Source organism: Mesorhizobium sp. M00.F.Ca.ET.216.01.1.1, assembly GCF_004010325.2.
In the GTDB taxonomy this organism is placed as follows: Bacteria; Pseudomonadota; Alphaproteobacteria; order Rhizobiales; family Rhizobiaceae; genus Mesorhizobium.
Map to the genome: position 1 here is coordinate 74,428 of NZ_SADR02000015.1, position 26,603 is coordinate 101,030.

A 26,603-nucleotide genomic window follows, 5' to 3' on the forward strand; every position below is an offset into this window, starting at 1 on the left:
GTTGGCAGCGTCCGGACTTCCGGACCGGTTGGCTGGATAGCCGCGGAAGCCCGGCTTCCACTCCCGGAAGTCAACCACCAACGTTGCGTTTATGCAAGGTGAACGCGGAGGAGGTGGACTAAAAGAGTAGCCACGGTCAGGTCGGCCGAGGTACCGGGATTGATGTCGTCTGCCTTCAGCCGGCGGTCGAACTCCCTGAGCAGACGAATGCGTGACGGCTCTTGGCCGTTGGCATGGAGCGCCGCATGAACGGCAAGGGCTTCTTGCCGCGCCCGATTTGCGGCTTCAACTCCATGCTTGCGCGCCACATGACTGTCGGGGAAGCCCGCGAGAAATGCCATGTAGGCGAACACCGTCGGCCACATGCCGGCTTCCCCGCGTACCAACGCCCCATCCAGCGCCGCAAGCCCGGTGCCGAATACGTCGCCGAAACAGGTGACGTACTGGCGGGCGATCATGTCGCGGTTGGCCGCTTCCTGCATCGCTTCGAGCAGATGGACCTTCGGCTCCTGCCGCACGTCGTTGGCAGCCTCTCCAAGGCCGCCTGGCGCGGCCGTCACGATCGCCTCGAACACCGCCCTGGTATCCTCCAGGGTCAACCCGCGTAACAGCGCGTCGAGATTTTCGTGCAGTCTGCCGTCTGCCATTTCGGCGGCGCATATCAGGGGCCCGGCCAGAAGGATGATACCGAGATTGGAATTGGTAGCGACCGCCAGACGTGTTGCGCGGACCGCTTCCAGCATGCGCTGTCCGACCGGTAGGCTGGGATCGGTCAGTGGCCCGGACGAGGCCTTTGCGCTCATCATGAACTGGGCGGCCGACATGCCGTGCCCGTCGGCGAACAGGTGGACGTTGCCCGGTTTCAGCGCCTCGATCTCCATCCGGCAAGCGTCCTCGTAGGCAGTCCGGATCCGATCGCGTGAAAGCGCCATCCGCCGGCTCGTCACGAATTTGCCGGGGCGGTGAAACGGTAGGGACGCGTTGTTGCTGCCGCCTCGGCGCGATCGGCAAGGAATTTCAGCAGAGCGTCGGCGATCGCATCGGCGATATTCACCGCGGCCACCGATTGAAGCCCCGACCAGGCGGGCATGCTGTTGACCTCCAGCACGAACAGCTTGCCGTCGGCCGCCGGCACGATGTCGACGCCGGCGAAATCCGCGCCGACGGCGGCGGCAGCGGCTCTTGCCAGCGCCGGCAATTCGGTTTCGCCATGCCTCGAAACATGTCCTGAAACCTGCTCGGGCACTGCCCCGCGATTGACGTTGGTGATCCAGTCGTCGCCACGGCGGCTCATCATCGCCAGGACCTCGCCGGCGCATACGAAAACGCGAAAATCGCGGTAGGGGGGACCGGGACGCGGCACGTAATGCTGGAGATAATAGACACCGTTGACCTCATCCTCGGCCGGGAGGTCGGACAGCGCTTCGATCAGCCTGATGCCGCGGCCCTGCGCGCCGAAAAGCGGCTTCAGCACCAGCGGCGTGAACGGCAGTTCGCGTTCGGCGATCGCTTCGGCCATGGCACGTCCCTCGATCGCGAATGTCGGCGGCGTCGGCAGGCCGGCATTCTTCAGAAGGAACGTCGTCATCGACTTGTCGACGCAGCGTTCTATCGCCTGCGCGGAATTCCACACCGGTATGGAAAGCTTGCCGAGCGCATGCAGCACGCCGAGGCGCCGGGTGATCGCTTCGAACGATCCGGCTGCGATCGAACGGACAAGCACGGCGTCCGGCAGCGTACCGTCGAAGCCCGGGATCGAAAGCCCGCTCGGGCTGCCGGTATCGAATGCGATCGCCGCCAGCGGCAGGGTTGCGACCACGGCGCCCCTTCGGCTTAGCCTGGCCGCCAGGCCCTTGGAGCGGGAGTCCGAATTGTCGCTGACGATCAAGATGCGGGGAATCATGTGGCGCCACGGATATGGGAATGTCGAAGCCGCGAGCGATTCCGCACCATGGTCTAACCGAGGCTCCGCTCGAGCATCTTCAGATCACGCCCGCCGGCGCGAAACGTGTCGCCGGTCTCGATCGCCGTTACGATCACTTCGGCCGGGCTGAACAGCAGCGGATCAATGGCATAGAAATCGCCCTTGAACCGCTTGAAGATCTCGGCGAAGGGCTGGCCGTAGTCCCGCGAGGCGCGGCTCGGCAGTTGCTCCGCGAGTTTCCTGGCCGCCTTCGCTGATCCTTTCACGAAGAGCTGGACGCTGCCTCCATAGATGATGGCGTCGTTGGTTCGGCCCATGGCGGTCAGGAAATCCGGATGGGGGGCGGGGATCGGCGCCACGCCGACCCCGTCGACAATATTCTCCAGCGGGAATTTGAGATCGTTGGTCTTGTGCAAGGCAACCTCGAGCGAGCGCGAAACGATCTGCACGCCGCCCGCTAGGCTTTGTGTCGGCGCATAGAGGAAGGTGAGCTTTTCGGGTGCCAGTCCGGTTGCCTTGCCCACTTTCTCCACGATCGCTCGGGGCGGCGGTTGGGCCGTCTCCAGGATAAGCACGGCGGATGATGCGGTGTCGCGATAGGAAAGTGCTTCAAACAGCGGTTCGACGCGGGCGAGCGCTCGCGCCGGCCCCGAGCCCATGGCGAAATAGTCCTGGCCAGACAGGTTCCAGCCCGCATACTGACTGGCCAGGCAGGCAAGCACCGGCTGCGAAGACCGCACTTCGATGGTGAACGGCCATTTCTCCGACCCGCGGTCCATGAACGCCGAAACGCCGCCGAGACCGCCCATCGCGGCTTCCGCCATGCGCAGCCCGGCCTCGACGCCGCCGACGGCATTGGCGCCGGCATCGATCAGACATTCGCCCAACGGTCCCCTGGAAACGGCGACGCGCAGGCGTTCGGCGTCGCCGATCATGCCGTCGACGATGCGCTGTGCGTTGTCGTTCAGGAATGCCGAACCATCTTTCATGTCCGGTCTCCTTCCCATTGCTGTTGCAATCGGCTGGCTTGTCCCTTGATGAGCCGCCTGGTCAAATCGGCGCTCGGGCCGCGCGCGAAGACGGTGCAGACAGGGTCGCCGGCGATCAGGCGGGTGCCGAGCGACTGATGGTCCGCGGTCCATTCAGGCCAGGCGATCGATGGGAATTGGGCGATCGGCGCGGCCGCGTAGGTCACCATCGATGCCATCGAATCGGCAAAGCGCGGCAAGCGGTAAGCCTTGCCTGTCGCAGCGCAGAGATGCGCTTCGATCAATGGCGCGCCCGCATCGTCGAATATGTCGAGCGTGGCGCCTGGCCTCGGATTGATCTCGATGAGCTTGTAGCCATCCGGTGCGCGTATGAGATCGGCGCTGCACAATCCAACCAGGCCGGCGCGGCGCACCAGACCCGAAAGCCAGCCGCGGATGATCGCCGCCTGGTTGCGATCGAAGCGTCTCAGCCGCACGGCGCCGCCATAGCGATAGGGCGCCGCCGGGGCCGGGGATGCCCATTGTCGGCTGAAGCCGACGACGCGCGCGGCCTGGCCGTCGCCGATGAACAGGGCTGAGATGCTGCGGCCGGCAACGAATCGCTGGAAATAGCGGCCGGCGGCTGGGTTTTCTCCGGCCGCCCGTCTGATATGTGCGCCGCCGGCGCCGCCCGCGGTCTTGGTCACCCAGTTCTCCGGATCGGACGGTCGCTCCCACCGGAATTCCGGATGCGGGATGCCGAGTTCGGCGCAGTCGGCGGCCAGCAATTGCGGATCCTTGATCCTGCGGATCGCGGCGCCGCAATTGCCGGCAAGCGGAAAATGGCGCGCAACCTCGTCTACCGTCTCCGTCGTCCGCTCAAAGCCCGAGCCCAGGACGGCGGCGACCGGCTGGTCGTCTCCCGCCAATTGCCGAAGCGTCTCGATGATGCGCTCGCCGTCGATGCCGCGCTGCAGGTCGCCCGGCAAGGTCATGGCACGTTCGGCGAGCGCTACCGTATCGGTATCGCAAAAAAAGTCCGCCACCAGCGGACGATAGCCGGCGCGGCGCGCCGCGGCGGCCAACGCCCGACCTGAAATCGCCGCGATCAGCAGAGATCCGGCACTATTTGGCAATCTCGCGTGCAAGGGAAAACGCTTCCTGGAAATCGAGCGCGATCGTTTTTTCGGATTCGATCATTCTTTTGAAGAGGCCGAATTCGACCTTATATTTAACATTGCCGATGGCAAGCGGACCAATGCCGACAGCCTTTGCCGCTCCGAGCGGATCACCATTGGCATTGACCGCCACTCCTTCGATGCCGGCAGGCGGAACCGCATTGACGTCGGCGGCAATAAGCATGGCGCCGCCTTTCAACTGGGCTTTCGAAATCACCTGGACGCCGGCCTTGGCGCAAGCCAGGATCACTTCGCTTGCAGCAACCAGCTTCGTCTTCTGGGCGTCGTTCGATCCGTCAGCCGCATCCACGTCGATCTTGAATCGGCCTTTGATCTCGGCCGCGATCTGCCTGACCCTTTCGATGCCGTCATGACCGACAAGCGTGACACGGGCGCCTTCCCTGGCCGCGATGACGGCAGTACAGAAGCCGACGACGCCGGTGGCGCCGAAAACGGCGACTCTCGTGTCCCTCAGCCCGCGCGCGAATTTCTTCTCCAGCGCTTTTTCGACCTTGGCCACCATCGCCGCGGCCGTGGTGAACGAGCCGGCCGGATCGGCGAATACCGAAACCTGGAAAGGCGGCACCATCGCCTTCTTCGCTGCGTCGAACATGTCAAGCGCCAGCGAGGCATCCTTGCCGGCGATGAAGATAGCGGTATCGACGCCCGCATCTGGGGGACGCGAAAAGATCGCGTCCTGCACCAGGCCCGTCACTTCGCCAAGGCTTACATCGACATAGGGAACGACGGCGTCGAAACCTGCATCGAGCGCCATGTTCACGTCAAAGGGGCTCATATGCTTCAACGGCGTCAGCATGTGCAGGATATGTTTGCGGGCCATTTCTCGCCTTTCCGCTTGAACCTGATCGCGTTGCCGAATCCGCCGTCCTAACTGCCGACGAGATCAAGTTTGGTCGAACTGATCTTCGCGCCGGAATTCCTGCCTTTGACGATCTTTATCTCGATACCGTCTTCAACCGTCTGCTGAAGCGCGCCAACGAACTTGACCGCGGCATCTTGCGACGGTGCGAAGGCAAACCCTGTCGGCCCCCACGAACTCTGGCCGATGCCGACGGCGCCTGCTTCATTGAGGCCGTGCGCCACCCTCTCCACCCGCTTTGAGGTAAAGACGCCGCCCTGCGCGGGGGCGAAATGGGTGCCGATCAGTATCTGAATCGCGGTGACTGCGGCGCCGAAGGCCGCAAGGTCGTGCTCGACCAAAGCCGGCATGATGCCCATCAGCACCCGCCGGCAGATCTCTCCGCTACCGGATGCCGGGAATGGCGGCAACGAACGAAACGCCGCGATCTCGGCATCGCCATGCAGTCCATGCCCGGCATGGTCGAGGATCAGGATGACGCGCCACTCTTCCGGAAACGGCAGTCGCGCCACGACCGGCGGCGGCCTGCCGCTGTCGTCCTTGCCGGCGTCGACAATGACGCCACCCTGTTCGAAACTGGCGATGCCGATGCCGGATCGGCCGCCGCGCTCGAGCAAGGTCGCGTCGCGGCCGATGTCGAGAGGCAGGTTGTGGAGCGTGCGCAGCGCCGAGGCGACGGCAAGGGCGATCTGCGTGCCGGACCCCAGGCCGGCATGGCTCGGGATCGACTGTTCGACCACCAGATGGTGCTGACCGCGAATGCCGAGATGCCTGCAAAGCGTCGACAAATGTTCACCGGCGCGACTGCTCTCCGAGCCTTCGATGATGGTTTTGCCGGACCGCGACAGGGTGACGACGGTTTCGGGTTCGCTCAACGGAAGCCCGACGCTGCCAAAGCGACGTCCGGTATCGCCATTGAGATCGAGGAAGCCAAGATGCAGGCGGGCGGGCACTCGTATGGTAACAGAATTCGACATCTGCCCCCCGATGGGTGCATCATGGATGCATCATGGAAGTTTAGGTGCCCATCGCTATGATAGCTGTTTTCGTCGATGGGGCAAGCCGGAGAGAATGCATTCGTTTTATCTGCTTTGGCCCCGGCGCGGAGACAGACAGAGCAATTCGCGGAGGTCGAGATGAGCGAGACAGCTAGAGAGAAGGTCTATTCGGAAGCCGAGATTGCTGATCGGCTCGAGAAGGAACTGCCGAAATGGCGCTACGAGAACGGCTGGATCCGGCGCAAGTACAAGACCCACAGCTGGAAATCGACACTGATGGTCATCAATGCGGTTGGCCATCTCGCCGAGGCGGCGTGGCACCATCCAGACATCACCGCCTCTTACGCCTGGGTCGAGGTGCGCCTGATGAACCACGCAGCCAAGGGCATCACAGACAAGGATTTCGAGCTGGCGAAAAAGATCGAGGATGTTGTCCAGTGGCAGCCGGCCAAGGAAGGCGGCGCGCTGGAAGGCACGCCGCCGACCGATCAGCGCTTCGCTTACATCAAATATGATTAAGCGCGGTCGGAATTTGTTGATAGCGTATGAAAACATTCGCTAATCTGTTGGCAGGCGGGGTTCACGGCCAATTCAGTTTCGTCTAGAATTGGGCTGGCACCAGAAAGTAGCGTAGCGAATGGCGGTTGCTTGGATCGGCAACCGGGAAACGCTGGTCGAGCACGCGGCTGCGCATGCCGCGGCGCTATTGTGGTCAAGCCGGTGCCCGGTTTTCAGCTTCGATACGGACATACACGGCACCAGGGCGGCGATCGCGCTGGCTGAGCGGGTTGGCGCGGCATACGATCATGCCGATGGCGCGGCACTTGCCCGCGAGACCGCGCTTTTTACCGACAAAGGCGCGATGACTGTCGCTCCGGGCGAGACGCGCCGGCGCGCCGATGTCGTGGTGATTGTGGGCGAACTCCCGAAAATCCATCATGATTTTGTCGGCGAACTTGCTGACACAACGCCCGATCTCTCCGCCAGGAACGAGCGTGAATTCTTCCTAGTGGGTTCGAACGGGACGCCTGCGCCGCCGCTGGTCAACGGACGGACGGCGACGCTCCTTTCCTGTGGCCAGGTAAGCCTCGGCGCTACGCTGGCGGCTCTGAGGGCGCAGTACAGGGGACGCCAGACATCGCAATCGGTGTCGAATTTCGACGATTTCGCCAAGGCTCTGACGGCTGCGCGTTTCCCCGTCTTCCTGTTTTCAGGCCACGCAACCGAAGGGCTGGCGCTGGAGATGCTGCAAGGACTGATCGCCGATCTCAACCGCAAATCACGTGCATCTGGCCTGCATCTGCCGGCGAGCGAAAACGGCTGGGGAAGCGTGCTCGCCTCGACCTGGATGACAGGCTTTCCGTTGCGCACGGGCTTTGCGCGCGGCTTCCCGGAATTCGATCCCTGGCGTTACGATGTCGCGCGAATGATCGCTGCCGGCGAAGCCGACCTGCACCTGCGGATCTCCACTACAATTGTCCGGCCGCAGAAGAAAAGGAACCGCTTGGCGCTGATTGCATTGGCGAAAACGAAGGAGCCGGTCGCAGGCGCTGCCGTTACCATTGCCATCGGCGAAGCGGGCGTCGAGCACGAGGCGGTTGTCTATTCCAGCCGCACCGGTTCGCTAAGGTCGGTCGATGCGCAGGCGGCTTCGGAACTGCCCTCCGCGGCGACGATCATCCGCCTGGTAGCCAACAATGTTTCCGCCGAGGCCGCGTTACCATGCTGACGAAAATCGCCGGCGGCGACATCATCGATCCAGTCAACGGCCGTCTCGGCAAGGGCGACGTCTGGATCAGGGACGACAAGATCGTCGCGGCGCCTGCGGCGGGCGCGGCGGACCGGACCATCGAAGCCGACGGCTGCATCGTGATGGCGGGCGCCATCGACATCCACTCCCACATCGGCGGCGGCAATGTGAATACGGCGCGGTTGCTGCTGCCCGAACAGCATGCCGCGCATCAGGCGCGGCCAGCGGCGACGCCGCTCTCCAACGCCGGCTGGTCGACCTTTGAGACCGGCTGCCTCTACGCCAAGATGGGCTTTACGACGGTCGTCGAGCCGGCGATGTCGCCGGGAGCGGCACTTCACACCCATCTCGAACTGGCCGACATCCCGATCATCGACAAGGCGACGCTCGCCATTCTCGGCAACGACGATTTCCTGCTGTCGATGATCCGCGACACCGCATCCTCGACGATGATCGAGGACTATGTCGCCTGGACGGTTGCCTCGACGCGGGCGCTCGGGGTCAAGGTGATCAATGCCGGTGCGGCCGCCGCCTTCAAGGAAAACGTCCGCACCTTCTCGCTGGACGACATGGTGCCTTCCTATGGCGTCAGCTCGCGCAAGATCGTCAAGACGCTACAGGCTGCGGTCGAGGGTCTCGGCGTCCCGCATCCACTGCATGTTCATTGCAACAATCTCGGCAGTCCCGGGTCGGCCGATACGGCGGCTGCGACGATCGCGGCGGCGGAGGGGCTGCCGTTGCACCTCGCCCATCTGCAGTTCTATGGCTACGGCACGGAGGGAAAGCGCAGGTTTTCCTCGGCTGCGGCGCGGCTTGCCGAACTGGTCAACGCGACGCCGGAAGTTACCATCGACATCGGCCAGGTTATGTTCGGCCAGACGGTCACCATCTCCTCCGACGTCATGCGGCAGTTTTCGGCGCGTGGCAGCGCGCACCCGAAGAAAGCTGTCATTCATGACGGCGACGGCAATGGCGGTGGCATCGTGCCCTACAGCTACGGCAAGGACTTCTATGGCACGATGCAGTGGGCGATCGGGCTCGAGCTTTTTCTCCTGATCGACGATCCCTGGCGTGTCTTCTTCACAACGGATCATCCGAACGGCGCACCCTTTACCGCCTATCCGGCTCTGTTCGAGCTGCTGATGAGCCGGAAAGCACGCAACGAAATGGCCGCCGGACTTTCACAATCCGCCTTGGCGCTCTCCACCCTGGCTGCAATCGACCGCGAATACACGTTCGAGGAAATCGCCATCATGACGCGCGCGGCTCCCGCCAAGCTGCTTGGGCTGACGGATCGAGGCCATCTCGGCGGCGGCGCCATCGCCGATATCGCGGTCTACCGCAGGGATGAGGACATCGCAAAGATGCTGGGGAAGGCGGCGTATGTTTTCAAGGACGGCGATCTCGTCGTGCAAAACGGAGAGATCACCCATTACCGTTGGGGCAAGGCGCTAAGGCTCAATCCGTCCCCGGACAAGGCGATGGTGCGGCGTCTGGAGGACTATCACCAACAGCGCTACGGCCTGTCGCTGGACTGGTTCAATTTTCCAGATTCTGCGATTGCGCGCGAACAGCCATTCGGCGAGGTGCCATGCCGGACCTGAGCGTAAATGGCGTAACCATCGACGATACCTTTGCCGAGGCCTTCGGCATGCGCGCGACCGCCATCATCATCACTGCGTCGAACCGGAAATGGGCGCGGCAGGCGGCGACCACTATGACCGGCTTTGCCACCTCGGTGATCGGTTGCGGCTGCGAAGCGGCAATCGATGCCGAATTGCCGGCATCGGCGACACCCGATGGCCGGCCCGGCTGCCGTGTGATGATATTCGCGATGGGGACCGAGGAACTGCAGAAACAACTGCTCAATCGCGTCGGTCAGTGCGTCTTGACCTCGCCGGGTTCCGCTTGCTTTGGCGGACTGGAGGGCAGCGCCGAGCTCAAGCTCGGTTCGGCGCTGCGTTATTTCGGCGACGGCTGGCAAATCTCCAAGAAGATCGGCGGCAGGCATTTTTGGCGCATTCCTGTCATGGATGGCGAATTCCTGTGCGAAGCAACGACCGGGCTGACGAAGGATGCCGTTGGCGGCGGCAATTTCTTCGTCATGGCTGAAAGCAGTGCCAAGGCTTTGGTCGCTGCCGAGGCCGCGGTCGCCGCGATCGGCAAGGTGCCCGGAGCGATCGTGCCATTCCCTGGCGGCATCGCCCGGTCGGGTTCTAAGATCGGTGGTAAATACAAGGGCATGGTCGCCTCGGCCAACGAAGCCTACGCACCGACGCTGCGCGGTGTCGTCAGGAGCGAGCTCGGTCCGGACATCAACGCCGTCCTGGAAATCGTTATCGATGGCGAGAACAACGACGCCGTTGCCGCTGCCATGAAGGCAGGCATCAAGGCTGTCGTCGAGCTCGGGCCGAAGCAAGGCGCGGTTCGCATCGGCGCCGGCAATTACGGCGGCAAGCTCGGCAAGTTCATCTATTCGCTGAAGGATATGCTACCGTGAAAGCGCTGACCTTCACCCTTGTCGCCGAGCCGCCCGAGCGCGTCGACCTGTCGCCGCTGACGCCGGAGCGGCTTGCCGGGGTCGAAAGGCGCGATATCGAAAAAATCCAGATCGGCACGTCGAAGCATGGATCGAAGGTCGGCGATATTTTTCGCGTGGCCGGCAGCGATCGCCTAGACATCGTGTTCGAAGGTGGAAGTGCGCGGCTCGACAAGGTGGCGGAAGGCATGCGGGAAGGTTCGGTTCGCGTCGTCGGCAGTACCGGCGCCCAGGCCGGTCGCACCATGCGCGGCGGCAAGCTCACGATCGAAGGCAATGCAGGCCCGCACGCCGGCTCCGGCATGCGAGGCGGCAGGCTCGAGATAACAGGCAACGCCGGCGATCACCTTGGTGCGCCGCTCGCCGGGGAACTGGCCGGCATGAGTGGCGGCCTGCTGATCGTCAGGGGCAGGGCGGGCACCTTTGCCGCCGACCGCATGCGGCGCGGGCTGATCGCGGTGCTGAAAGGCTCAGGCGACCATGCCGGCAGCCGCATGATCGCCGGTACGCTGGTGGTGGCCGGTGGCGCCGGCGAGATGCCCGGCTATCTGATGCGTCGCGGTTCGATCCTCCTCGACCGCGCGCCGAAAAGTCTGTCTCCCAGCTTCGTCGAATGCGGCGCGCCGGATAGCGTCTTCGCCACCATCATCGATCGCTATCTGATCGCCGAGGGTATTTTGAAGCGGCCGCTTCTGGGCAAGGCGCCGCACAGATACGGCGGCGACAACGCTGTGCTTGGAATGGGTGAGGTTCTTTTCCCGCGCTGAAGTCTGTCGCCACAAGAACCAAGCTGTCGAAACACCTTCTGATGCCAGCGACATGACCCGGGAGAGGTCAGGCGCACGACGCCGCAGCAGAGTCGGCGATCCAGTCCGCGAGGCTTCGCGAAAAACTTCGCGGCACGATGAGATCGCATGCGGTCTCGCCGGTGCGCAGGAAGAGCACGGGCACGTGATGCAAGGATGTCTGCACGGCGCGGCCCGGCGCGGCCGCTGGCGCGTGCCAGTCGACGGCAATGCATCTGGAGAGAATCCGTGCGATGCCGGCCCCGGCCATGCTGAAACGCACGCGTCCTTCACCGAGAGAGACTGAACAGCCGAGATCGGGGTCGACGGCGAGCGAGGGCGCTTCAATGCCGTCGTCGAGGGCCAGCAAGAGATGGCGAGGTGCGACGCGGACGACGAGGAGGCCTCTGTGACGGACTGTCTCTCCGACCGAGGCAGGAAGCTTCGTGCCGAGCGACGCTGAGACGCCCTTTTCGAATTGTGCCAGCGTGCCGTCCCAGCCCTCGATCTGGATCAGCGGGCAGTCGGCCACGGACAGGCTGAACTCCTGCGAAGACATGACGCTAGCCATGCAGCCGCTCTCCCTGCGGATCGAGGAATACCGGCGAGACGATGCGGGCGCGCACCGTTTCGTCCTTCATCGGATAGACGGCTGTGATTTCGTTGCCTTCGACAGCGACATCGCCGGCAAGCAGCGCCAGCCCGACATAATGGCCGCGTTCGGGGCTGAAGGTGACGGATGTGATGCGCCCGCGCCCGTGGCCGTAGGGCTTCTCGCCCGGCAGAAACAGGATGGCGCCGCCGCGCAGGCGTTTTCCGTCTTCGATGCATTCCAGCCCGACCAGGCGCTGGCGGTAGGGCGCCAGGTAGGCAGGACGCCGCCGCAGGACGTCGCCGACGAAGCCGGTGCGCTTGCCGGCCATGCGGCCGAGGCCGAGATCGTCGAGCGTTGTGCGGCCATCGATCTCGGGCCCGGCGACATGGCCCTTTTCGACACGCAGCGCGCCGAGCGCCTCGACGCCGTAAGGCTTCAGGTCGAATGCTCTGCCGGCTTCGAGCAGGCGGCTCCAGAGCTGTCCACCGGCAGTTGCCCCGACATAGATTTCGTAGGCGCGCTCGCCGGAATAGCTGAGGCGCAGGATGCGGAGCGCACGGCCCTCCCATTCGCTTTCGAGCCGTCCCATGTGCGGAAGTGCCTCATCGGAAACGTCGAGCGCGGGAAACGCTGCACTGAGAATTGCGCAGCTTTTCGGTCCCGCAACCGACATCGCTGCCCATTCGTCGCTTACCGAGGTTACGGCGACGCGCAAATCCGGCCAGGCCGTATCGAGCAGGAATTCCAGACGCGACAGCACGTCGGCGGCCTTGGCGGTCGAGGTGGTCATGAAGAACCGGTTTTCCGCCAGCCGCGTCGTGGTGCCGTCGTCGAAGACGATGCCGTCGTCGCGCAGCATGACGCCGTAGCGGGCGCGGCCGACCGGCAGTTTGGCAAAGCCGTTGGCGTAGACGCGATCGAGGAAAATCGCCGCGTCCGGACCCTGGACGTCGATCTTGCCGAGGGTGGAGATGTCCATCAGGCCAGCGGCCTGGCGCACAGTCCGCATTTCGGCGACATAGGCTTCATTTACGTCGCGTCCGGACTGTCTGTAGAAATAAGGCCGCATCCAGAGCCCGACCTCCAGCATCTCGGCGCCGTTCGCCATGTGCCAATCGTGCATCGGCGTACGGCGGATCGGCTTGAAATGATGGCCGGTGGCGCGCCCGGCAAGTGCACCGATGGCGACCGGCGTGTAGGGCGGGCGAAAGGTCGTGGCGCCGGTCTCGGGGATCGTTGCGTTGCGCAGGGCCGCCATCGCGACAAGGGCTGGAAAATTGCTGGTCTTGCCCTGGTCGGTGCCCATGCCGAGCGTGGTGTAGCGCTTCAGGTGCTCGACCGATTCATAGCCTTCGCGATGGGCGAGTTCGATATCCTTTGTCGTCACGTCCATCTGGAAATCGACGAAGGCCTTGCCACGTCCGGCGGACGAGATTTCGCGGAGCGGGGCGGTGGCGGTCTCGCCGAGATCGAGTTTCGACGGAGCTGGCACGGAAGCCGACTTGCCGCAGAAGGACGCCGCTTCGATGCCGGCGCGATGACCGTCGTCGATGGCATCGGCCGTCGAATGAGTTCCCATCATCGAGCCGGCGCCGAAGCGGCCGGCCGTGAACGCACCCGGCACAAAGCCGCCGATGTCATCGCGATATACGGGCTTGACACCAAGATGCGAAGTGAGATGCACGGTTGGCGACCAGCCGCCGGACATGCAGACCAGGTCGCATGCTGTCTGGGATTCGCCGCCCGGTCCGGCAAGTGTTGTCCGCCTGACTGCGTGGCCGCCGTCCAGGTCGACGATGCGCGTTCCGGCTCGCACCGCAACCCTTAGCCGTGCGGCTTCTGCGGTAAGCGCCGCAGGCGGTGCGGCGCGCAAATCGGCAACCATTACTTCAGCGCCTGAAGCGGCATAATCGAAGGCGGTGCGCCAGGCGCCGTCATTGCCGGTGGCGACGATGACTTTCTTGCCTGGCAGAACGGCATAGCGGTTGAGATAGGTCCGAGCCGCCGAGGCAAGCATGACGCTGGGCCGGTCGTTGTTAGAAAATACCATCGGCCGCTCGATGGCACCGGTTGCGAACACAATCGAACGGGCGCGAAGCATGGTGAATGTCTGCCGCGCTTCGCCGGCCCGCTGCGGATCGGTTTGGCCGCATTGCTCGACCAGTCCGATGACGTTGCCGTCATAGGCGCCGAAAGCGGTCGTGCGCCTCATCAAAGTGACGTTCTCGAAGCTCTCCAGCTCGGCTTTCGCCTGTCTCAGCCACGAGGCCGCCACGCCGTCGGACGGATCCGCCAAAAGCTGGCCGCCCAGCAGGAAATCCTGCTCGATCAGCGCGACCCGCGCGCCGGCCGCTGCGGCAGCCCGCGCCGCCGACAGCCCCGCTGGGCCGCCGCCGACGATTGCGACATCGGCGAACGTATGACGGACTTCGTAGCGGTCCGGGTCCGGATCGGTACCGGCTCTGCCGAGGCCGGCTGCCTTGCGGATGAAGTGTTCGTAGAACATCCAGGCACGCCGCGTCGGGCCCATGAACATCTTGTAGTAGAAGCCGGCGGAAAGGAACGGCGCGAGCAGGCTGTTGATGCTTTGCACGTCGAAGGCAAGCGACGGCCAGCGGTTCTGGCTTTCCACGACCATGCCGTCTGCGAGCTCCAGCGTCGTCGCCGGCAGGTTCGGCTCGCGCCTGCCTGCGGTTCCGAGCGTAACCAGTGCGTTCGGCTCCTCCGGCCCGGCGGAAAAAATGCCGCGTGGACGATGATATTTGAAGCTGCGCCCGACCAGGGTGACCCCGTTGGCGAGCAGTGCAGAGGCAAGCGTGTCGCCGCGATATCCGACCAGCCTCCGGCCGTCGAAGGTAAACTCGACCGGCTGCTCGCGGCTGATGCGGCCACCCGCCGCCAGCCGCTTTTGGTTCGAACTCATGCTGTTGATTTCCTGACAGGTGATTTCTTGGTGAGTGACTTTTGGGCGAGTGACGTTTGGGTGAATGACTTCTTGGCAGGAGCCTTCCTGGCGAAGGCGACGGATGCGATGGCGTGGTTGCGCGTGTCGCGTTCGACCATCAGCCATTGGCGGCAGCCGATCACGTGCTGCCAGAATTCGCGATGCAGGCCGGCCGGGTTTGCCCTGACATAAACGTAGCGGTACCAGGCCTCCGGATCGGGGTCGTCGTGGCCAGGACGCGTGACGGAAGCATCGCCGCCATAGCGGAACTCGTCCTGGTCGCGCAGACCGCAGCAGGGGCATTCGATGCGCAGCATTCTCTTCCGCCTCCTATTGCAGCCAGGCGGACGGGCCGGCGCCGGCCTCGTCGAGCGCGCGGCCGGTCCGGAAACGATCGAGCCCGTAGGCTGCCACCAAGGGATGCGGCTTGCCGGTGGCGATCGTGTGGGCGAAGCACCAGCCGGAAGCTGGCGTCGCCTTGAAGCCGCCATAGCACCAGCCGCCGTTGAGGTAGAGCCCTTCGATCGGCGTCGGGCAGATGATCGGGCTGGCATCTGGTGTCATGTCCATGACGCCGCCCCAATGGCGCAGCAGGCGGATGCGCGAGATGCAGGGCATCAGCGCGATCGCCGCCTCCGCCACCTCGCGCACGACACCGAGATTGCCGCGCTGGGCGTAGGAATTATAGCCGTCGAGATTGCCGCCGAAGACCAGTCCCCCCTTGTCCGACTGGCTGACGTAGAAATGGTCGGCGCCATAGGCGACGACATGGTCCACCAACGGCTTCAGCGGTTCGGTGACGAAGGCCTGCAGGACGTGGCTTTCGATCGGCAGTTCAAGGCCGGCCTTGGCGCCGAGCACGGATGTATGACCAGCAACGGCGAGGCCGACCTTGCCGGCGCCGATGCGGCCTTTCGTCGTCTCGACGCCGACAATTCTGTCGCCATCGCGGACGAAGCCGGTCACCTCGCAGTTCTGGATGATATCGACGCCATGGCCGTCGGCGGCGCGCGCGTAGCCCCAGGCGACGGCGTCGTGACGCGCCGTGCCGGCACGGCCCTGGAAGATGGCACCATGGATCGGGAAGCGGGCGGTGTCGGAAAAATCGAGATAGGGCACCAGCCGGCGCACCTCATCGCGGTCGAGGATATCGGCATCGATGCCGTTCAGCCGCATGATGTTGGCGCGGTGGCTGAAGCCGTCGAGCTGGTCGGCCGAATGCGCGGTAACGAGCTGGCCGCGCTGCGAGAACATGACGTTAAAGTTCAGCGCCCGCGACATGCCCTCCCAAAGCTTCATCGAGAATTCGTAGAACTGGGTGTTGCCGTCGAGCAGATAGTTGGAGCGGATGACGGTGGTGTTGCGACCGACATTGCCACCGCCGATATAGCCTTTTTCGAGCACAGCGACATTGCGGATACCGTGGTTCTCGGCAAGATAGAATGCGGTCGCGAGGCCGTGTCCACCGCCGCCGATGATAACCACGTCGTAGGATGGTTTGGGCTCCGCTGCCCGCCATGCGCGCTGCCAGTCCTTCTGGCCGGATAGCGCATTGCGGAAAATCGAAAATGCCGAGTAGCGCGCCATGCGTGCGGGCCTATCGAACGATCGGACCGGCCGGCGTGCGGGTGAGCACTTCAGCGCCCGCATCGGTCAACAGCACGGTGTTGGAGACGAAATCGTCGCCGCGGCCGGTGCCCATCAGCCAGGACAGGATGTGGAAGCTCATCCCGGTCTCGATCTCGAGGTCGGAATCGTGCCTCAAGCCGGTCACCGAATTACCACCGGTCCATGACGGCGGCTGGCCGGCACCGACAACGTAGCCGCAGTGATGGCGGCGATAGTGGGAAAGACCGGCCTCGTCGGCGACGGCCTGCCAGGCGGCGTAGACGTCGCGCGCCCTGGCGCCGGGCTTAAGTGCCATGACGACGGCATCAAATGCCTTGGCGGTCACCTCCGCCATCGCGGCGTCTTCGTCGCTGATGTAGCCGATGCGAACGAGCCGGCCAAGCGGCGCGTGGTAGCGCGAGATGCAGCCGGACAGCTCGACGAAGACCGGTTCGCCCTTGCGGTAGATCCCGTCGCCCCAGGTCGTATGCTCTTCGCCCAGGCGTGCGGCCGGGCGGATGAAAGGTCCGAATCCCGGGGCATGACCGCCCGCACGGATCATCGCCGCAACGCATTGGGCGGCGACCTCCTGCTCGGCAGCGCCGTCCGAGATTGCCGCGATCGCGGCACCGGCGGCGGCGTCCGTCACCTTGGCGGCGCGCCGCATCAGCACCTGTTCCTCGGCGCTCTTCACCCGCCGCATCCTGTCGATCAGGCCGGAGACATCGCTCCATCTGGCATCGGCCTGCGTCTCGAGTGCGATGGCAAGCCCGTGGCTGAGGCCGGCGGTCCAGTATTCGAGGCCGATCCGCTTGCCGGACAGGCCGAGTTCCGCAAGCACCCGCGCGGCAAGGTCGGCGGCCGTTTCGCTGTCGGAATGGCCGCGGAATTCCGCTGCCGTGACCTGCTTCTCGATCGTCACCCTCTCCATCGAACGGGTGACCAGGACAGGTTTTCCTTCGAGCGGGACGATCAGCAGGTGAGGGGCAAAATATCCCCAGTGATCGAGCCCGGTGAGGTAGAAGACGTTCTCTGGTGAGGCAAAGACCGCCGCGTCGAGTTCGCGCTCAGCCAGAACGCTGCGGAGCCTGGCAAGGCGGCCGGCGATTTCGGCTTCGGAAAAGGGATTGCGGTCCATCAGGTGTCCTCATGCTTGTTGCCGGTACCGTCTTCCATCAGTTGCGGTTTCCCGTCCGCCATGGTCAGTCGATGACGATGAGTTCGCGCGCCACGTCGCAGAGGCGGTCGCCGCCGCGATCGGTGACGACGAAGGATTCCGAGATGGCGATGCCGAAATCGTCGAGCCAGACGCCGGCCATGAAATGGAAGCACATTCCGGACAGCATCTCGGTGGTGTCGCCGGGACGGAGGCTTGCGGTGCGTTCGCCCCAGTCGGGCGGGTAGGCGAGCCCGATCGGATAGCCGACACGGCTTTCCTTCTTCAGCCCGTTCCTCCGCAGGACTGCCTGCCAGGCAGCCTCCACCTCTTCAGCGGTGTTGCCGGGGCGTGCCTTCTCAAGGCCGGCATCGACGCCCTCGACGATCGCCTTGGCCATGTCGGGGATGGCTGGGGGCGGCTTGCCGAAATGTACGGTCCGTGTCAGCGCCGCATGATAGCGCCGCCGCACTCCGGCAATTTCCAGGATGGCGAGGCCGCTGTCCGGCAACGGCGCGTCGGACCACGTCAGATGCGGCGTGCCGGTGCCTTCGCCGACGGGCATCAGCGGGCAGATCGCGGCATAGTCGCCGCCCGCTCCGGGCACGCCCATGATCTGTGCGTGGTAGATTTCGGCGATGACGTGGTTCTGCGGCACGCCGGGCCGCATTTTTTCGATGGCGCGGTTCATGGCATGCGTGCAGATGGCGCCGGCCTCGCGGATCAGCACCAGCTCGGCTTCGGATTTGACCAGCCGCGCCCAGTTGACAAGATCGTGGTTGTTGGCGAAGTGCGCGTCGGGGAGGCCCTGGACGAGATGGGCATGGCAGCGCGCGGTGTAGTAGTGCGCGTCCATCTCGACGCCTATGCGGGCCTTTCCCCAGCCGCGCGAACGGATCAGCTGGGCGAGTTCGTCATAGGGGTGTTCGACGGGCTGCTGCACCAGCCTTTCCGAGAACGGCACGATGTTCTTCTCCGGCAGGCCGGTGGTCAGGCGTGCGCTCTTGGCGTCCTGCGCCCTGCCGAACCAAATCGGCCGTTCCTCCTCCAGATGGACGAGCACGCACTGCGGAACGTAAAATGACCATCCGTCATAGCCGGTCAGCCAGCACATGTTGGCGGGATCCTGACAGATGATGAGGTCGAAGCCGGCCTTCTCCATGCGTGTCTTCACGCCGGCCAGGCGCTGCGCATACTCCGCTTGCGTGAATATCCCGAAACCGCTCGCGCTCGCCACCGAAATCCTGCCTTACGGATACGCTGTTTTGCCCTTTTTTGAAGGGCAAGTTGCCCAAATTGTGCACAACTAGACAATAATTTGTCGTATGATTACCAACTATCGCCCGAATTTCTGAGGTTTCTATATCTTCGCTTGCGGAATGTCTAGGGCAGTTGTATACGTCTTAACAAGCGGGTGTTGACCTCGTAGAAGGCCGTGCCCTGGGAACTCTTCATCAGTTGTTCAATGGGAGAAAAGCATGCTCAAATCATCGATATCGCGCCGTATGGTCGTGAAAGCGGCTGCCTGCATCGCGCTCGCGGCGACGTCACTCGCGTCGCTGCCGGCTCACGCGGAAACCACCCTCGAACGGGCCAAGAAGGATGGCTATATCCGCGTCGGTTTCGCCAACGAGGCGCCGTTCGGTTACGCCACGCCTGACGGCAAGCTGACCGGCGAAGCGCCGGAAGTCGCCAAGGCGGTGCTCGCCAAGTTGGGCATCTCGCAGGTCGATGGCGTGCTGACCGAATTCGGCTCGCTCATTCCGGGTCTCAAGGCCGGCCGCTTCGACATCATCGCCGCCGGCATGTTCATTACTCCGAAGCGCTGCGCCGAGATCAACTACTCCGAGCCTTCCTACGGCATCGGCGAGGCTATGTTGGTGGCAAAAGGCAACCCGAAAGGCGTGAAGGACTTTTCCAGCATCAAGGACAATCCGGATCTCAAGCTTGCCGTGATGGCCGGCGCCGTCGAAGGCGGCTTCGCTAAGGACGCGGGCGTTGCCGATGGGCAGATCGTCTCCTTGCCTGACCAGTCCAGCCTGGTCGCGGCCGTTCAGTCGGGCCGCGCGGACGCTGCTGCGCTGACCGCTCTTTCGATCGCCGACATGGCCAAGAAGGCCGACGGCGTCGAATCGACCAAGCCGTTCGGCGAGGTTGGCGGCAAATCGGTGAAAGGCCATGGCGGCTTCGGCTTCCGCAAGGAAGATACCGATCTGCTGGAGGCGTTCAACGCCGAGCTGAAGAAGTTCATCGGTTCGCCGGAGCACATCGCGCTGGTCGAGCCGCTCGGCTTCGGCAAGGACTACCTCCCCAACAAGACCACCGCGGAGCTTTGCGCGGGCAAGTAGGTTCCCAACGGCTGGCGGCGCGAGAGCGCCGCCCTTTTTCCTAGGGGAATCGCATGGGAATCCGTACGCTCGTTGCCATGCTGGTCGTCGCGCTTGTCGTGATCGGCGCCTTGGCAACACAGGAATCTTATCAAGTGTTTATGCCGGGGCTGCTGCAAGGCGCGGTCCTGACGGTCGAGATCGCCATTCTCGGCAGCCTGCTGGCAATTGTCATGGGCGTGCTTGCAGCACTGGCAAGGATGTACGGCCCGGCGCCGCTCAGATGGCTGGCCACGGTCTATGTCGAGATCTTCCGCGGGACGTCGGCGCTGGTGCAATTGTTCTGGCTGTTTTTCGTGCTGCCGCAATTCGGCGTCACGCTCAACGCGTTCCTGGTCGCCGTCCTAGCGCTCGGTCTGAACGTCGGCGCCTACGGGTCGGAGGTCGTGCGCGGTGCGATCCAGTCCGTCGCCCGCGGCCAGTGGGAGGCGTGTACGGCATTGAACATGAGCCGCCCCCAGATGTTGCGTCGGATCATTCTGCCGCAGGCATTCGTCGCCATGATCCCGCCCTGGGGCAATCTGTTCATCGAGCTTTTGAAATCGACGGCGCTGGTCTCGCTGATCACGCTCTCGGACCTCGCCTTCAAGGCGCAGCAAATGAACCAGAACACGTTCAAGACCATTCCGATCTTCACCCTCGTCCTGCTGATGTACCTGGCGATGTCGCTGGTTCTCACCATCGGCATGCGGCTTCTCGAAAGGCGGGCTTCGCTCGGACTGGCGCGGGGGAAGGCAGCATGATCTGGGATTGGGGATTTGCCCTGGAAATCCTGCCGGTGCTCGCCCGCGCCGCCATCATTTCCATCGAGGCGACGCTGATCGGCTTTGTGCTTGCCGCCTCGCTTGGCCTGGTGCTGGCCGTCGTCCGCATCGCCGTGCCACGCACCGGCTGGACGATTTCGGTGCTGGTCGAGCTGATCCGTTCGACCCCGCTGCTGATCCAGATATTCTTTCTCTATTTCGTGTTCCCGAAATTCGGTGTTGTGCTCGACGCCTTCACCGCCGGGGTGCTTGCCATCGGCATCCACTATGCCGCCTATTGCTCCGAGGTCTATCGCGCCGGTTTCGACAACATCCATCGCGGCCAGTGGGAAGCCTCGATCGCACTCAATCTGTCGGCCTGGACGACGTTCCGCGACATCATCATCCCGCAGGCGATCCCGCCGATCGTTCCTGCGCTCGGCAACTATTTGGTCGCCTTGTTCAAGGAGACGCCATTGCTTTCCGCAATCGCCGTGCTGGAGTTGATGCAGACGGCCAAGATCATCGGCTCCGAAACCTTCCGCTACACCGAGCCGATGACGCTGGTCGGCCTGTTCTTCCTTGCCATGAGCCTGGTTTCTGCCGCGCTCATTCGCTCCCTCGAACGCCTGCTCAACCGGAGGACCATGCGATGACGGAACAACCGATGGTCCGCTTCGCCAATGTTTCGAAACGCTACGGTGCGCTGACCGTGCTCGACGGGCTCAATCTGGAAATAGCACGCGGCGAAAAGGTCTCCATCATCGGGCCGTCCGGCTCCGGCAAGACCACGGTGCTGCGCATGCTGATGACGCTGGAGACGATCAACGACGGCGTCATCTGGGTTGAGGGCCAGCCTCTCACACATATGCAGCGCAACGGCACGCTGGTGCCCGCCGATCTCGCACACATCCGCAAGATCCGCGCCAAGATCGGCATGGTGTTCCAGTCGTTCAACCTGTTCCCGCACATGACGGCGATGCAGAACTGCATCGAGGCGCCGATAACGGTGCTCGGCATGAAGCGCGCCGATGCCGAGGCGCGCGCGGCCGAGCTGCTCGACATGGTCGGCTTGTCGGAAAAGAAGGACCACTATCCCTCGCAGCTCTCCGGCGGTCAGCAGCAGCGTGTCGCCATCGCACGCGCTTGCGCCATGCGGCCCAAGATCATGCTGTTCGACGAAGTGACTTCGGCACTCGACCCCGAACTCGTCGGCGAAGTGCTTGCAGTCATCCGAAAACTTGGTAGGGAACATGACCTCACCATGCTGATGGTCACCCACCAGATGGGGTTTGCCAAGGAATTCTCCGATCGCGTCTGCTTTTTCCATGCGGGCAAGATCTGCGAGCAGGGGCCGCCAAGCGAGTTGTTCGGTGCACCCAAGAACGAGCGGACACGGCAGTTCCTGCACGCTGTCCTGGAGGCTGGATGACGCTTGAGGCAGATGCCGCGCCCATAGCCGTGACCGCTGCGCTGCCGCGCCCGCTCTCGGCGCGGGAGCGTTTCGAGCGCATTTACCGGATCTTGCGCGACCGCATCTGCCTGCTCGACTACGCGCCGGGAAGCCGCCTCTCCGAAGAAGAACTTGCCCAGGAATTCCAGATCAGCCGCACGCCGGTTCGCCGCGTCCTGGCGCGACTCGAATCCGAGGGGCTGGTGCAGTCCGTCCATGGCGTCGGTACGATCGTCACCGATGTCGATATCGAGGAACTGGAGCAGGTCTATCTCCTGCGCCTGGAACTGGCGCTCCTCGTCGGCAAGCTTACGCCGATCCCGCGCACGGCGGGCGACCTCGACCGCATTCGTGCACTCATCACGCGCTGCGATTCCGACATGCTCAACCCCGACCAGCGCGCTTTCCTGCGCCTGAACATGGATTTTTTCTACGAACTCACGGCGATGACCGGCAACCAACCGCTGCGCGAGATCAGCGAGCGCCTGTATTTTCAGGTCGCGCGCGTCGTCCTCAAGATGATGCCGCAATTGGGCCTTGTGGAGGAGTTCACCGCGTTCCGCCGCGAGATGGAAGAAGTCCTTGCTGCGGCCGAGATCGGCGATTGGGAATCGATCGGCCACATAAGGCGCGCGCATATCTCGATGAGCTTTCGCCGCATGATGCGCCATGCGGGCGGGACCAACGGCTCCGACGAGGCCTTGTAGTCACATTCCGGGTCTTCCCTAATCCAACGGTGAGCTGAAGGGTTCGGCTTTTCCCTGTTTGCTGGTCCCGCATCTGCCTTTCTCCGCATCGTGCGGATTGTCGGCAGTTCGTCCGCTTGGTTGACACTGGACCGGGGTGCGCCACTTTTCATCGGGGAGGGCCGTCAAGACAAAATGCATGTCCCTGCGGAGGAGATGAAATGTCGAATTCCAGATTTTCCGTGGCCGGCGCGATCCTGGCCGCCGCGATCGTTTTGGGCTGGTCGACTGCGGTATCGGCGGCCGACATCGTGCTTGGCGCCTCTGTCCAGTTGACCGGGCCGTCCGCCAATACCGGCCGCTATTACAAGGACGCCTATGAATTCGCGATCGACAAGATCAATGAAGCCGGCGGCGTGACGGTGGGCGGTGAGAAGCGCAAGCTGGCCCTCAAGCTTTACGACAACCAGTCCGATGTGAATTTGAGCGTACGGCAGTACACCCAGCTTGTTTCGAAAGATAAAGTCGACCTTCTGCTTGGACCTTTCGCCAGCAATTTCGCGCTTGCCGATTCGGCCGTTTCCGAAAAATATCAAATCCCGATGGTCCAGGGCGGCGGCGCCTCCGACCAGATTTTTTCGCGCAAGTTCAAATACATATTCGGCACGCTGGCGCCGGCAAGCAACTATTTTGGCACGACGGTGAAGATGCTGAAGGAGCTCGATCCGGCGCCCAAATCCATCGCTCTGCTCTATGCCGACGACGCCTTCGACGTCTCGGTCGCCGAGGGCACGCGGCCGCTGCTCAAGGATGCAGGGCTGAGCATCGCCATTGACGAGAAATACAGTTCCAACGCCAGCGATTTCAATTCGCTGCTCTCGCAGATCAAGAGCAATGGCACCGATGTGGTGCTGATGGCGGGACACGAGACCGAGATTCTCAATTTTGTGCGCCAGGCCAAGAGCCTTGCCGTCGCGCCGAAGCTGTATTCGTTCACAGTCGGCGTGCCGAGCGAGGATTTTCGCAAGGCGCTGGGGGCGGATGCCGAATATGCTTTCGGCATGGCCGCCTGGCTGCCCTCCGCGGACCTCAAGGACAGATGGTTCGGTGATGCCGCCGCCTTCGCCAAGGATTACAAGGCCAAGTTCGGCTACGATCCGGACTACCATGCCGCCTCCGGCGTGGCCGACGTGGAGGCTCTCGCCCAGGCCATCGAGAATGCCGGCGACACCGACCCGGCAAAGGTGCGCGATGCGCTCGCCAATCTCAAGCTCGACAGCCTCTACGGGCCACTTGCGTTTGGTGAAAATGGGCAGATCGACCTGCCGCAGATCGTCATCCAGGTTCAGGGCGACGCAATCGCCCCCATCTACGGCGCCAAGGGATTCGTTGGAAAGCCAAAATATCCAATGCCGGCCTGGAACGCCCGCTAGCCACGCGCGAGCCGGTTAGGAAAAAGGGAGGATGGATGTGGGTCTGCTCGCGCAAATCCTGATCAACGGCGTCTTCCTTGGCGGACTTTATGCAATCATGGCGCTTGGGCTCGCTCTCGTCTGGGGGGTCCTCAATATCGTCAACCTCGCCCATGGCGCCTTCATCATGCTCGGCGCGTATCTGTCCTGGTACCTCTATGCCGGTCTCGGCATCGATCCGTTTCTGGGCCTGCCGATAAACGCGGTTGTCATGTTCATGGTCGGCTATGCGCTGCAGCGCGGCCTGCTCAACCTCGTCGTGCGAGCGCCGATGTTTAACACGCTGCTCATCACCTTCGGCCTTGAGGTCGTGCTGACCTATCTGGCGCAGCTTGCGTTTTCGGCTGACTTCCGAACCATCAATCCACCCTATGCGGGCAACAGCATCGCGCTTGGCTCCTTGGTGCTGCCACAGGCGCGGCTGATGGCATTTGGCGTCGCTGTCGTGCTGACGGTTGCGATGTGGGCTTTCCTCCTGCGCACGAAGCTCGGCCGCGCGATTCGCGCGACCGCCCAGAACCTAGTGGCGGCTCGGCTTTATGGCGTCGAGCCGCGACATCTCTACGCCACGACCTTCGGCATCGGCATCGGGCTCGCCGGCGCGGCGGGCGGGCTCTACGGGACAGTTTCTCAGATCAACCCCTATATCGGCGCGACGCTGACGGCGAAATGCTTCGCCATTTCCATCATCGGCGGGCTCGACAACCCGCTTGGCGTTCTGCTCGGAGGGCTGGTACTCGGTGTCATCGAATCGCTGGCCGTGCTCTACATCGGCGCCACATTCGCCGACGTGGCGAGCTTCAGCGTTCTTGTTCTGGTATTGATCGTGCGACCGCGCGGCCTTCTCGGAAAAGCCGCATGACAGCGGCGCGCATAGCTCTCGCCAGCCTCGCGATTGCCGTGCTCGCGGCGGTGCCATGGTTCGGCTCCGATGTGCTCGTCCAGTTCGGCATCAACGCGCTGCTGCTGGCCGTTTTGGCGCAAGGCTGGAACATCATCGGCGGTTATGCCGGCTATGCATCTTTCGGCAATTCGGTGTTCTACGGATTGGGCAGCTACGGGGTCGCCATCACCATGGTGCAATGGGAACTGCCATTTGCTTTCGGTCTTGCCTTCGGCGTCCTGATGGCGGTGATCTTTGCGTTCCTGCTTGGCCTGCCGGTGCTCCGGCTCAAGGGGCATTACTTTGCTATTGCGACGCTCGCGCTGGCGCAGGTCATGATCGCGATCGTCTCCAACGTGCCACTGGCCGGACAGAATATCGGCCTGGTCTTGCCGCCGCTCAACAACGATCCGCTGTTCTACGAACTGGCGCTCGGCCTCCTCACAGCGGTGACGCTTACCATCTTCTGGCTGACGCGCAGCCGGTTTGGCTTTGGCCTGATCGCAATCCGCGAGAACGAAGAGGGCGCAGCCGTCATGGGGGTCAATACGACGCTCTACAAGGTGCTCGCCTTCGCGCTCTCGGGCGTCTTCAGCGCCCTTGCCGGCGGCATCCACGCTTACTGGATCACGTTTCTCGATCCCGAAAGCGCCTTCGACATCAGCCTCAACGTCAAGATGATCATCATGGCGGTGTTCGGCGGTCCAGGCACGATACTTGGTCCAGTGATCGGGGCACTCACGCTTTCCGCTGTCTCAGAGTTGCTGTCGAGCGAAGTAACCAGCGTGGCCGGCCTGTTCTTCGGTATCGTGGTCGTCGCCGCAGTGGTCCTCATGCCGCGCGGCCTGGCCGACATCGTGCGCCGCTTCCGCAAATCGGGATGGCGCTATTTTGCCGAAAACATAAAGGCGCACCGGATATGAGCGCAATCCTCGAGATCAGCCACGTGACGCGGCGCTTCGCCGGGCTGGTCGCCGTCAACGATGTAAGCTTCACATTAGACGAGGGCGAGATCCTCGGCGTCATCGGCCCCAACGGCGCCGGCAAGACGACGTTGGTCAGCATGATCAGCGGCACCCTGGCGCCCAGTTCCGGAAATATCGTCTTCGAGGGCAATTCGATCACCAGGCTGCCCGCGTTCCGCCGGGCGCGCCTCGGCATCGGCCGCACGTTCCAGATCATGCGGCCCTTTCCCGGTCTGTCGGTGCTGGACAATGTTGCCGTCGGCGCGCTGTTCGGTCGTGGCGAAGAGACGGCCGGTCTTGCGGAGGCTCGCGAAAGGGCACTTGGATATCTTGAATTCGTCGGGCTTGGCAAATCCATCGGCCGGCGCGCCGATGAACTTGGCGGGCCGGGACGCAAGCGGCTGGAACTTGCCAAGGCACTTGCCATGCAGCCGAAGCTGCTTCTGTGCGACGAGGTCATGGCTGGATTGAACCATGTCGAGATCGACGAGGTGGTGGAGGTGATCCGCAAGGTGCGCGACGAAGGCATCTCCATCCTCGTCATCGAACATGTCATCAAGGCGATCAAGAGCCTGTCCGATCGCCTGCTTGTGCTGCACCATGGCGAGAAGATCGCTGACGGCGAACCGGAGGCTGTGCTGTCCGACGCGGCGGTCGTCGAAGCCTATCTCGGCAAGAGGCGGGCCTGA

The 26,603-nt window shown here is 63.3% G+C and carries 26 protein-coding genes; 14 read left to right on the forward strand and 12 right to left on the reverse strand.

The genetic code is table 11. The features are described 5' to 3' along the window. Positions 1-89: 89 nt before the first annotated feature. Genes EN859_RS19905 through EN859_RS19930 form a run of 6 tightly spaced genes read right to left on the reverse strand, consistent with a single transcriptional unit; the run spans position 90 to position 5,927 of the window. A complete protein-coding gene (locus tag EN859_RS19905) occupies positions 90-932 on the reverse strand; it encodes a triphosphoribosyl-dephospho-CoA synthase (protein WP_127854630.1) in 843 nt (280 codons plus the stop codon). 11 nt (positions 933-943) lie between these two features. Continuing rightward, positions 944-1,903, reverse strand: coding sequence for a RimK family alpha-L-glutamate ligase (locus EN859_RS19910; protein ID WP_127854629.1), 960 nt, complete (start codon positions 1,901-1,903; stop codon positions 944-946). Positions 1,904-1,956: 53 nt separating this feature from the next. After that, positions 1,957-2,913, reverse strand: a complete 957-nt coding sequence (mch, locus tag EN859_RS19915; RefSeq protein ID WP_127854628.1) for a methenyltetrahydromethanopterin cyclohydrolase — start codon at positions 2,911-2,913, stop codon at positions 1,957-1,959. Beyond that, on the reverse strand, positions 2,910-4,040 hold the full coding sequence (locus EN859_RS19920) for an ATP-grasp domain-containing protein (protein WP_245525635.1): 1,131 nt from the start codon (positions 4,038-4,040) through the stop codon (positions 2,910-2,912). Before EN859_RS19920 ends, mch begins: the two co-directional genes overlap by 4 nt. Further along, positions 4,018-4,911, reverse strand: coding sequence for an NAD(P)-dependent methylenetetrahydromethanopterin dehydrogenase (locus EN859_RS19925; protein WP_127854627.1), 894 nt, complete (start codon positions 4,909-4,911; stop codon positions 4,018-4,020). Before EN859_RS19925 ends, EN859_RS19920 begins: the two co-directional genes overlap by 23 nt. Before the next feature lie 47 nt (positions 4,912-4,958). Continuing rightward, positions 4,959-5,927, reverse strand: coding sequence for a beta-ribofuranosylaminobenzene 5'-phosphate synthase family protein (locus EN859_RS19930; RefSeq protein WP_127854626.1), 969 nt, complete (start codon positions 5,925-5,927; stop codon positions 4,959-4,961). Positions 5,928-6,086: 159 nt separating this feature from the next. Between EN859_RS19930 and EN859_RS19935 the strand changes: the two genes are divergently transcribed. The 5 genes from EN859_RS19935 (at position 6,087) to EN859_RS19955 (ending at position 11,004) form a co-directional block, all read left to right on the forward strand. Next, on the forward strand, positions 6,087-6,467 hold the full coding sequence (locus EN859_RS19935) for a 4a-hydroxytetrahydrobiopterin dehydratase (RefSeq protein ID WP_127854625.1): 381 nt from the start codon (positions 6,087-6,089) through the stop codon (positions 6,465-6,467). Positions 6,468-6,585: 118 nt separating this feature from the next. Next, positions 6,586-7,677, forward strand: coding sequence for a tungsten formylmethanofuran dehydrogenase (locus EN859_RS19940; protein WP_127854624.1), 1,092 nt, complete (start codon positions 6,586-6,588; stop codon positions 7,675-7,677). After that, a complete protein-coding gene (locus tag EN859_RS19945) occupies positions 7,671-9,302 on the forward strand; it encodes a formylmethanofuran dehydrogenase subunit A (protein ID WP_127854623.1) in 1,632 nt (543 codons plus the stop codon). Before EN859_RS19940 ends, EN859_RS19945 begins: the two co-directional genes overlap by 7 nt. Further along, complete coding sequence (gene fhcD / locus EN859_RS19950; protein ID WP_127854622.1) at positions 9,290-10,198, forward strand: formylmethanofuran--tetrahydromethanopterin N-formyltransferase; 909 nt, start codon at positions 9,290-9,292, stop codon at positions 10,196-10,198. Before EN859_RS19945 ends, fhcD begins: the two co-directional genes overlap by 13 nt. Continuing rightward, on the forward strand, positions 10,195-11,004 hold the full coding sequence (locus tag EN859_RS19955) for a formylmethanofuran dehydrogenase subunit C (RefSeq protein WP_127854621.1): 810 nt from the start codon (positions 10,195-10,197) through the stop codon (positions 11,002-11,004). The genes fhcD and EN859_RS19955 overlap by 4 nt, the downstream gene beginning before the upstream one ends. Positions 11,005-11,071: 67 nt before the next feature. Here EN859_RS19955 and EN859_RS19960 read toward each other — a convergent pair whose 3' ends face one another. The 6 genes from EN859_RS19960 to EN859_RS19985 all read right to left on the reverse strand — a co-directional run bounded on the left by EN859_RS19960 (position 11,072) and on the right by EN859_RS19985 (position 18,562). Next, a complete protein-coding gene (locus EN859_RS19960) occupies positions 11,072-11,593 on the reverse strand; it encodes a sarcosine oxidase subunit gamma family protein (RefSeq protein ID WP_245525636.1) in 522 nt (173 codons plus the stop codon). After that, entirely contained in the window at positions 11,586-14,540 is a 2,955-nt protein-coding gene (locus tag EN859_RS19965) for a sarcosine oxidase subunit alpha family protein (protein WP_127854620.1), read from the reverse strand. The genes EN859_RS19960 and EN859_RS19965 overlap by 8 nt, the downstream gene beginning before the upstream one ends. Then, a complete protein-coding gene (locus EN859_RS19970) occupies positions 14,537-14,878 on the reverse strand; it encodes a sarcosine oxidase subunit delta (RefSeq protein WP_127854619.1) in 342 nt (113 codons plus the stop codon). The genes EN859_RS19965 and EN859_RS19970 overlap by 4 nt, the downstream gene beginning before the upstream one ends. Positions 14,879-14,891: 13 nt before the next feature. Then, the gene (locus EN859_RS19975; protein WP_127854618.1) at positions 14,892-16,148 is read right to left on the reverse strand and encodes a sarcosine oxidase subunit beta family protein; all 1,257 of its coding nucleotides are present in this window, start codon (positions 16,146-16,148) and stop codon (positions 14,892-14,894) included. Between the two features lie 10 nt (positions 16,149-16,158). Next, a complete protein-coding gene (locus tag EN859_RS19980) occupies positions 16,159-17,307 on the reverse strand; it encodes a Xaa-Pro peptidase family protein (RefSeq protein WP_127854617.1) in 1,149 nt (382 codons plus the stop codon). Positions 17,308-17,371: 64 nt separating this feature from the next. After that, the gene (locus EN859_RS19985) at positions 17,372-18,562 is read right to left on the reverse strand and encodes a M24 family metallopeptidase (protein WP_127854616.1); all 1,191 of its coding nucleotides are present in this window, start codon (positions 18,560-18,562) and stop codon (positions 17,372-17,374) included. A gap of 241 nt (positions 18,563-18,803) precedes the next feature. Here EN859_RS19985 and ehuB point away from each other — a divergent pair, with 241 nt between their 5' ends. The 9 genes from ehuB to EN859_RS20030 all read left to right on the forward strand — a co-directional run bounded on the left by ehuB (position 18,804) and on the right by EN859_RS20030 (position 26,603). Further along, positions 18,804-19,673, forward strand: a complete 870-nt coding sequence (ehuB, locus tag EN859_RS19990; protein ID WP_127854615.1) for an ectoine/hydroxyectoine ABC transporter substrate-binding protein EhuB — start codon at positions 18,804-18,806, stop codon at positions 19,671-19,673. Positions 19,674-19,726: 53 nt separating this feature from the next. Continuing rightward, positions 19,727-20,455, forward strand: coding sequence for an ectoine/hydroxyectoine ABC transporter permease subunit EhuC (gene ehuC, locus EN859_RS19995; protein ID WP_127854614.1), 729 nt, complete (start codon positions 19,727-19,729; stop codon positions 20,453-20,455). Further along, on the forward strand, positions 20,452-21,111 hold the full coding sequence (gene ehuD, locus EN859_RS20000; RefSeq protein WP_127854613.1) for an ectoine/hydroxyectoine ABC transporter permease subunit EhuD: 660 nt from the start codon (positions 20,452-20,454) through the stop codon (positions 21,109-21,111). Before ehuC ends, ehuD begins: the two co-directional genes overlap by 4 nt. Next, entirely contained in the window at positions 21,108-21,887 is a 780-nt protein-coding gene (ehuA, locus tag EN859_RS20005) for an ectoine/hydroxyectoine ABC transporter ATP-binding protein EhuA (protein WP_127854612.1), read from the forward strand. Before ehuD ends, ehuA begins: the two co-directional genes overlap by 4 nt. Then, positions 21,884-22,615 carry a GntR family transcriptional regulator gene (locus EN859_RS20010; protein WP_127854611.1) on the forward strand — a complete coding sequence of 244 codons (732 nt, stop codon included), beginning with the start codon at positions 21,884-21,886 and terminating at the stop codon, positions 22,613-22,615. Before ehuA ends, EN859_RS20010 begins: the two co-directional genes overlap by 4 nt. A gap of 200 nt (positions 22,616-22,815) precedes the next feature. Next, positions 22,816-24,027: an amino acid ABC transporter substrate-binding protein gene (locus EN859_RS20015; RefSeq protein ID WP_127854610.1), complete on the forward strand. Its 1,212-nt coding sequence runs from the start codon at positions 22,816-22,818 to the stop codon at positions 24,025-24,027. Between the two features lie 37 nt (positions 24,028-24,064). Continuing rightward, positions 24,065-24,928, forward strand: a complete 864-nt coding sequence (locus EN859_RS20020) for a branched-chain amino acid ABC transporter permease (RefSeq protein WP_127854697.1) — start codon at positions 24,065-24,067, stop codon at positions 24,926-24,928. Beyond that, positions 24,925-25,872 carry a branched-chain amino acid ABC transporter permease gene (locus EN859_RS20025; protein ID WP_127854609.1) on the forward strand — a complete coding sequence of 316 codons (948 nt, stop codon included), beginning with the start codon at positions 24,925-24,927 and terminating at the stop codon, positions 25,870-25,872. Before EN859_RS20020 ends, EN859_RS20025 begins: the two co-directional genes overlap by 4 nt. Next, positions 25,869-26,603 carry an ABC transporter ATP-binding protein gene (locus EN859_RS20030; RefSeq protein WP_127854608.1) on the forward strand — a complete coding sequence of 245 codons (735 nt, stop codon included), beginning with the start codon at positions 25,869-25,871 and terminating at the stop codon, positions 26,601-26,603. Before EN859_RS20025 ends, EN859_RS20030 begins: the two co-directional genes overlap by 4 nt.

What these genes read in the sequence shown, in the direction of transcription:
- EN859_RS19905 (WP_127854630.1), bottom strand. Translation starts at nt 932, where the DNA reads ATGGCGCTTTCACGCGATCGGATCCGGACTGCCTACGAGGACGCTTGC.
- EN859_RS19910 (WP_127854629.1), bottom strand. Translation starts at nt 1,903, where the DNA reads ATGATTCCCCGCATCTTGATCGTCAGCGACAATTCGGACTCCCGCTCC.
- mch (WP_127854628.1), bottom strand. Translation starts at nt 2,913, where the DNA reads ATGAAAGATGGTTCGGCATTCCTGAACGACAACGCACAGCGCATCGTC.
- EN859_RS19925 (WP_127854627.1), bottom strand. Translation starts at nt 4,911, where the DNA reads ATGGCCCGCAAACATATCCTGCACATGCTGACGCCGTTGAAGCATATG.
- EN859_RS19930 (WP_127854626.1), bottom strand. Translation starts at nt 5,927, where the DNA reads ATGTCGAATTCTGTTACCATACGAGTGCCCGCCCGCCTGCATCTTGGC.
- EN859_RS19935 (WP_127854625.1), top strand. Translation starts at nt 6,087, where the DNA reads ATGAGCGAGACAGCTAGAGAGAAGGTCTATTCGGAAGCCGAGATTGCT.
- EN859_RS19940 (WP_127854624.1), top strand. Translation starts at nt 6,586, where the DNA reads ATGGCGGTTGCTTGGATCGGCAACCGGGAAACGCTGGTCGAGCACGCG.
- EN859_RS19945 (WP_127854623.1), top strand. Translation starts at nt 7,671, where the DNA reads ATGCTGACGAAAATCGCCGGCGGCGACATCATCGATCCAGTCAACGGC.
- fhcD (WP_127854622.1), top strand. Translation starts at nt 9,290, where the DNA reads ATGCCGGACCTGAGCGTAAATGGCGTAACCATCGACGATACCTTTGCC.
- EN859_RS19960 (WP_245525636.1), bottom strand. Translation starts at nt 11,593, where the DNA reads ATGGCTAGCGTCATGTCTTCGCAGGAGTTCAGCCTGTCCGTGGCCGAC.
- EN859_RS19965 (WP_127854620.1), bottom strand. Translation starts at nt 14,540, where the DNA reads ATGAGTTCGAACCAAAAGCGGCTGGCGGCGGGTGGCCGCATCAGCCGC.
- EN859_RS19970 (WP_127854619.1), bottom strand. Translation starts at nt 14,878, where the DNA reads ATGCTGCGCATCGAATGCCCCTGCTGCGGTCTGCGCGACCAGGACGAG.
- EN859_RS19975 (WP_127854618.1), bottom strand. Translation starts at nt 16,148, where the DNA reads ATGGCGCGCTACTCGGCATTTTCGATTTTCCGCAATGCGCTATCCGGC.
- EN859_RS19980 (WP_127854617.1), bottom strand. Translation starts at nt 17,307, where the DNA reads ATGGACCGCAATCCCTTTTCCGAAGCCGAAATCGCCGGCCGCCTTGCC.
- ehuB (WP_127854615.1), top strand. Translation starts at nt 18,804, where the DNA reads ATGCTCAAATCATCGATATCGCGCCGTATGGTCGTGAAAGCGGCTGCC.
- ehuC (WP_127854614.1), top strand. Translation starts at nt 19,727, where the DNA reads ATGGGAATCCGTACGCTCGTTGCCATGCTGGTCGTCGCGCTTGTCGTG.
- ehuD (WP_127854613.1), top strand. Translation starts at nt 20,452, where the DNA reads ATGATCTGGGATTGGGGATTTGCCCTGGAAATCCTGCCGGTGCTCGCC.
- ehuA (WP_127854612.1), top strand. Translation starts at nt 21,108, where the DNA reads ATGACGGAACAACCGATGGTCCGCTTCGCCAATGTTTCGAAACGCTAC.
- EN859_RS20010 (WP_127854611.1), top strand. Translation starts at nt 21,884, where the DNA reads ATGACGCTTGAGGCAGATGCCGCGCCCATAGCCGTGACCGCTGCGCTG.
- EN859_RS20015 (WP_127854610.1), top strand. Translation starts at nt 22,816, where the DNA reads ATGTCGAATTCCAGATTTTCCGTGGCCGGCGCGATCCTGGCCGCCGCG.
- EN859_RS20025 (WP_127854609.1), top strand. Translation starts at nt 24,925, where the DNA reads ATGACAGCGGCGCGCATAGCTCTCGCCAGCCTCGCGATTGCCGTGCTC.
- EN859_RS20030 (WP_127854608.1), top strand. Translation starts at nt 25,869, where the DNA reads ATGAGCGCAATCCTCGAGATCAGCCACGTGACGCGGCGCTTCGCCGGG.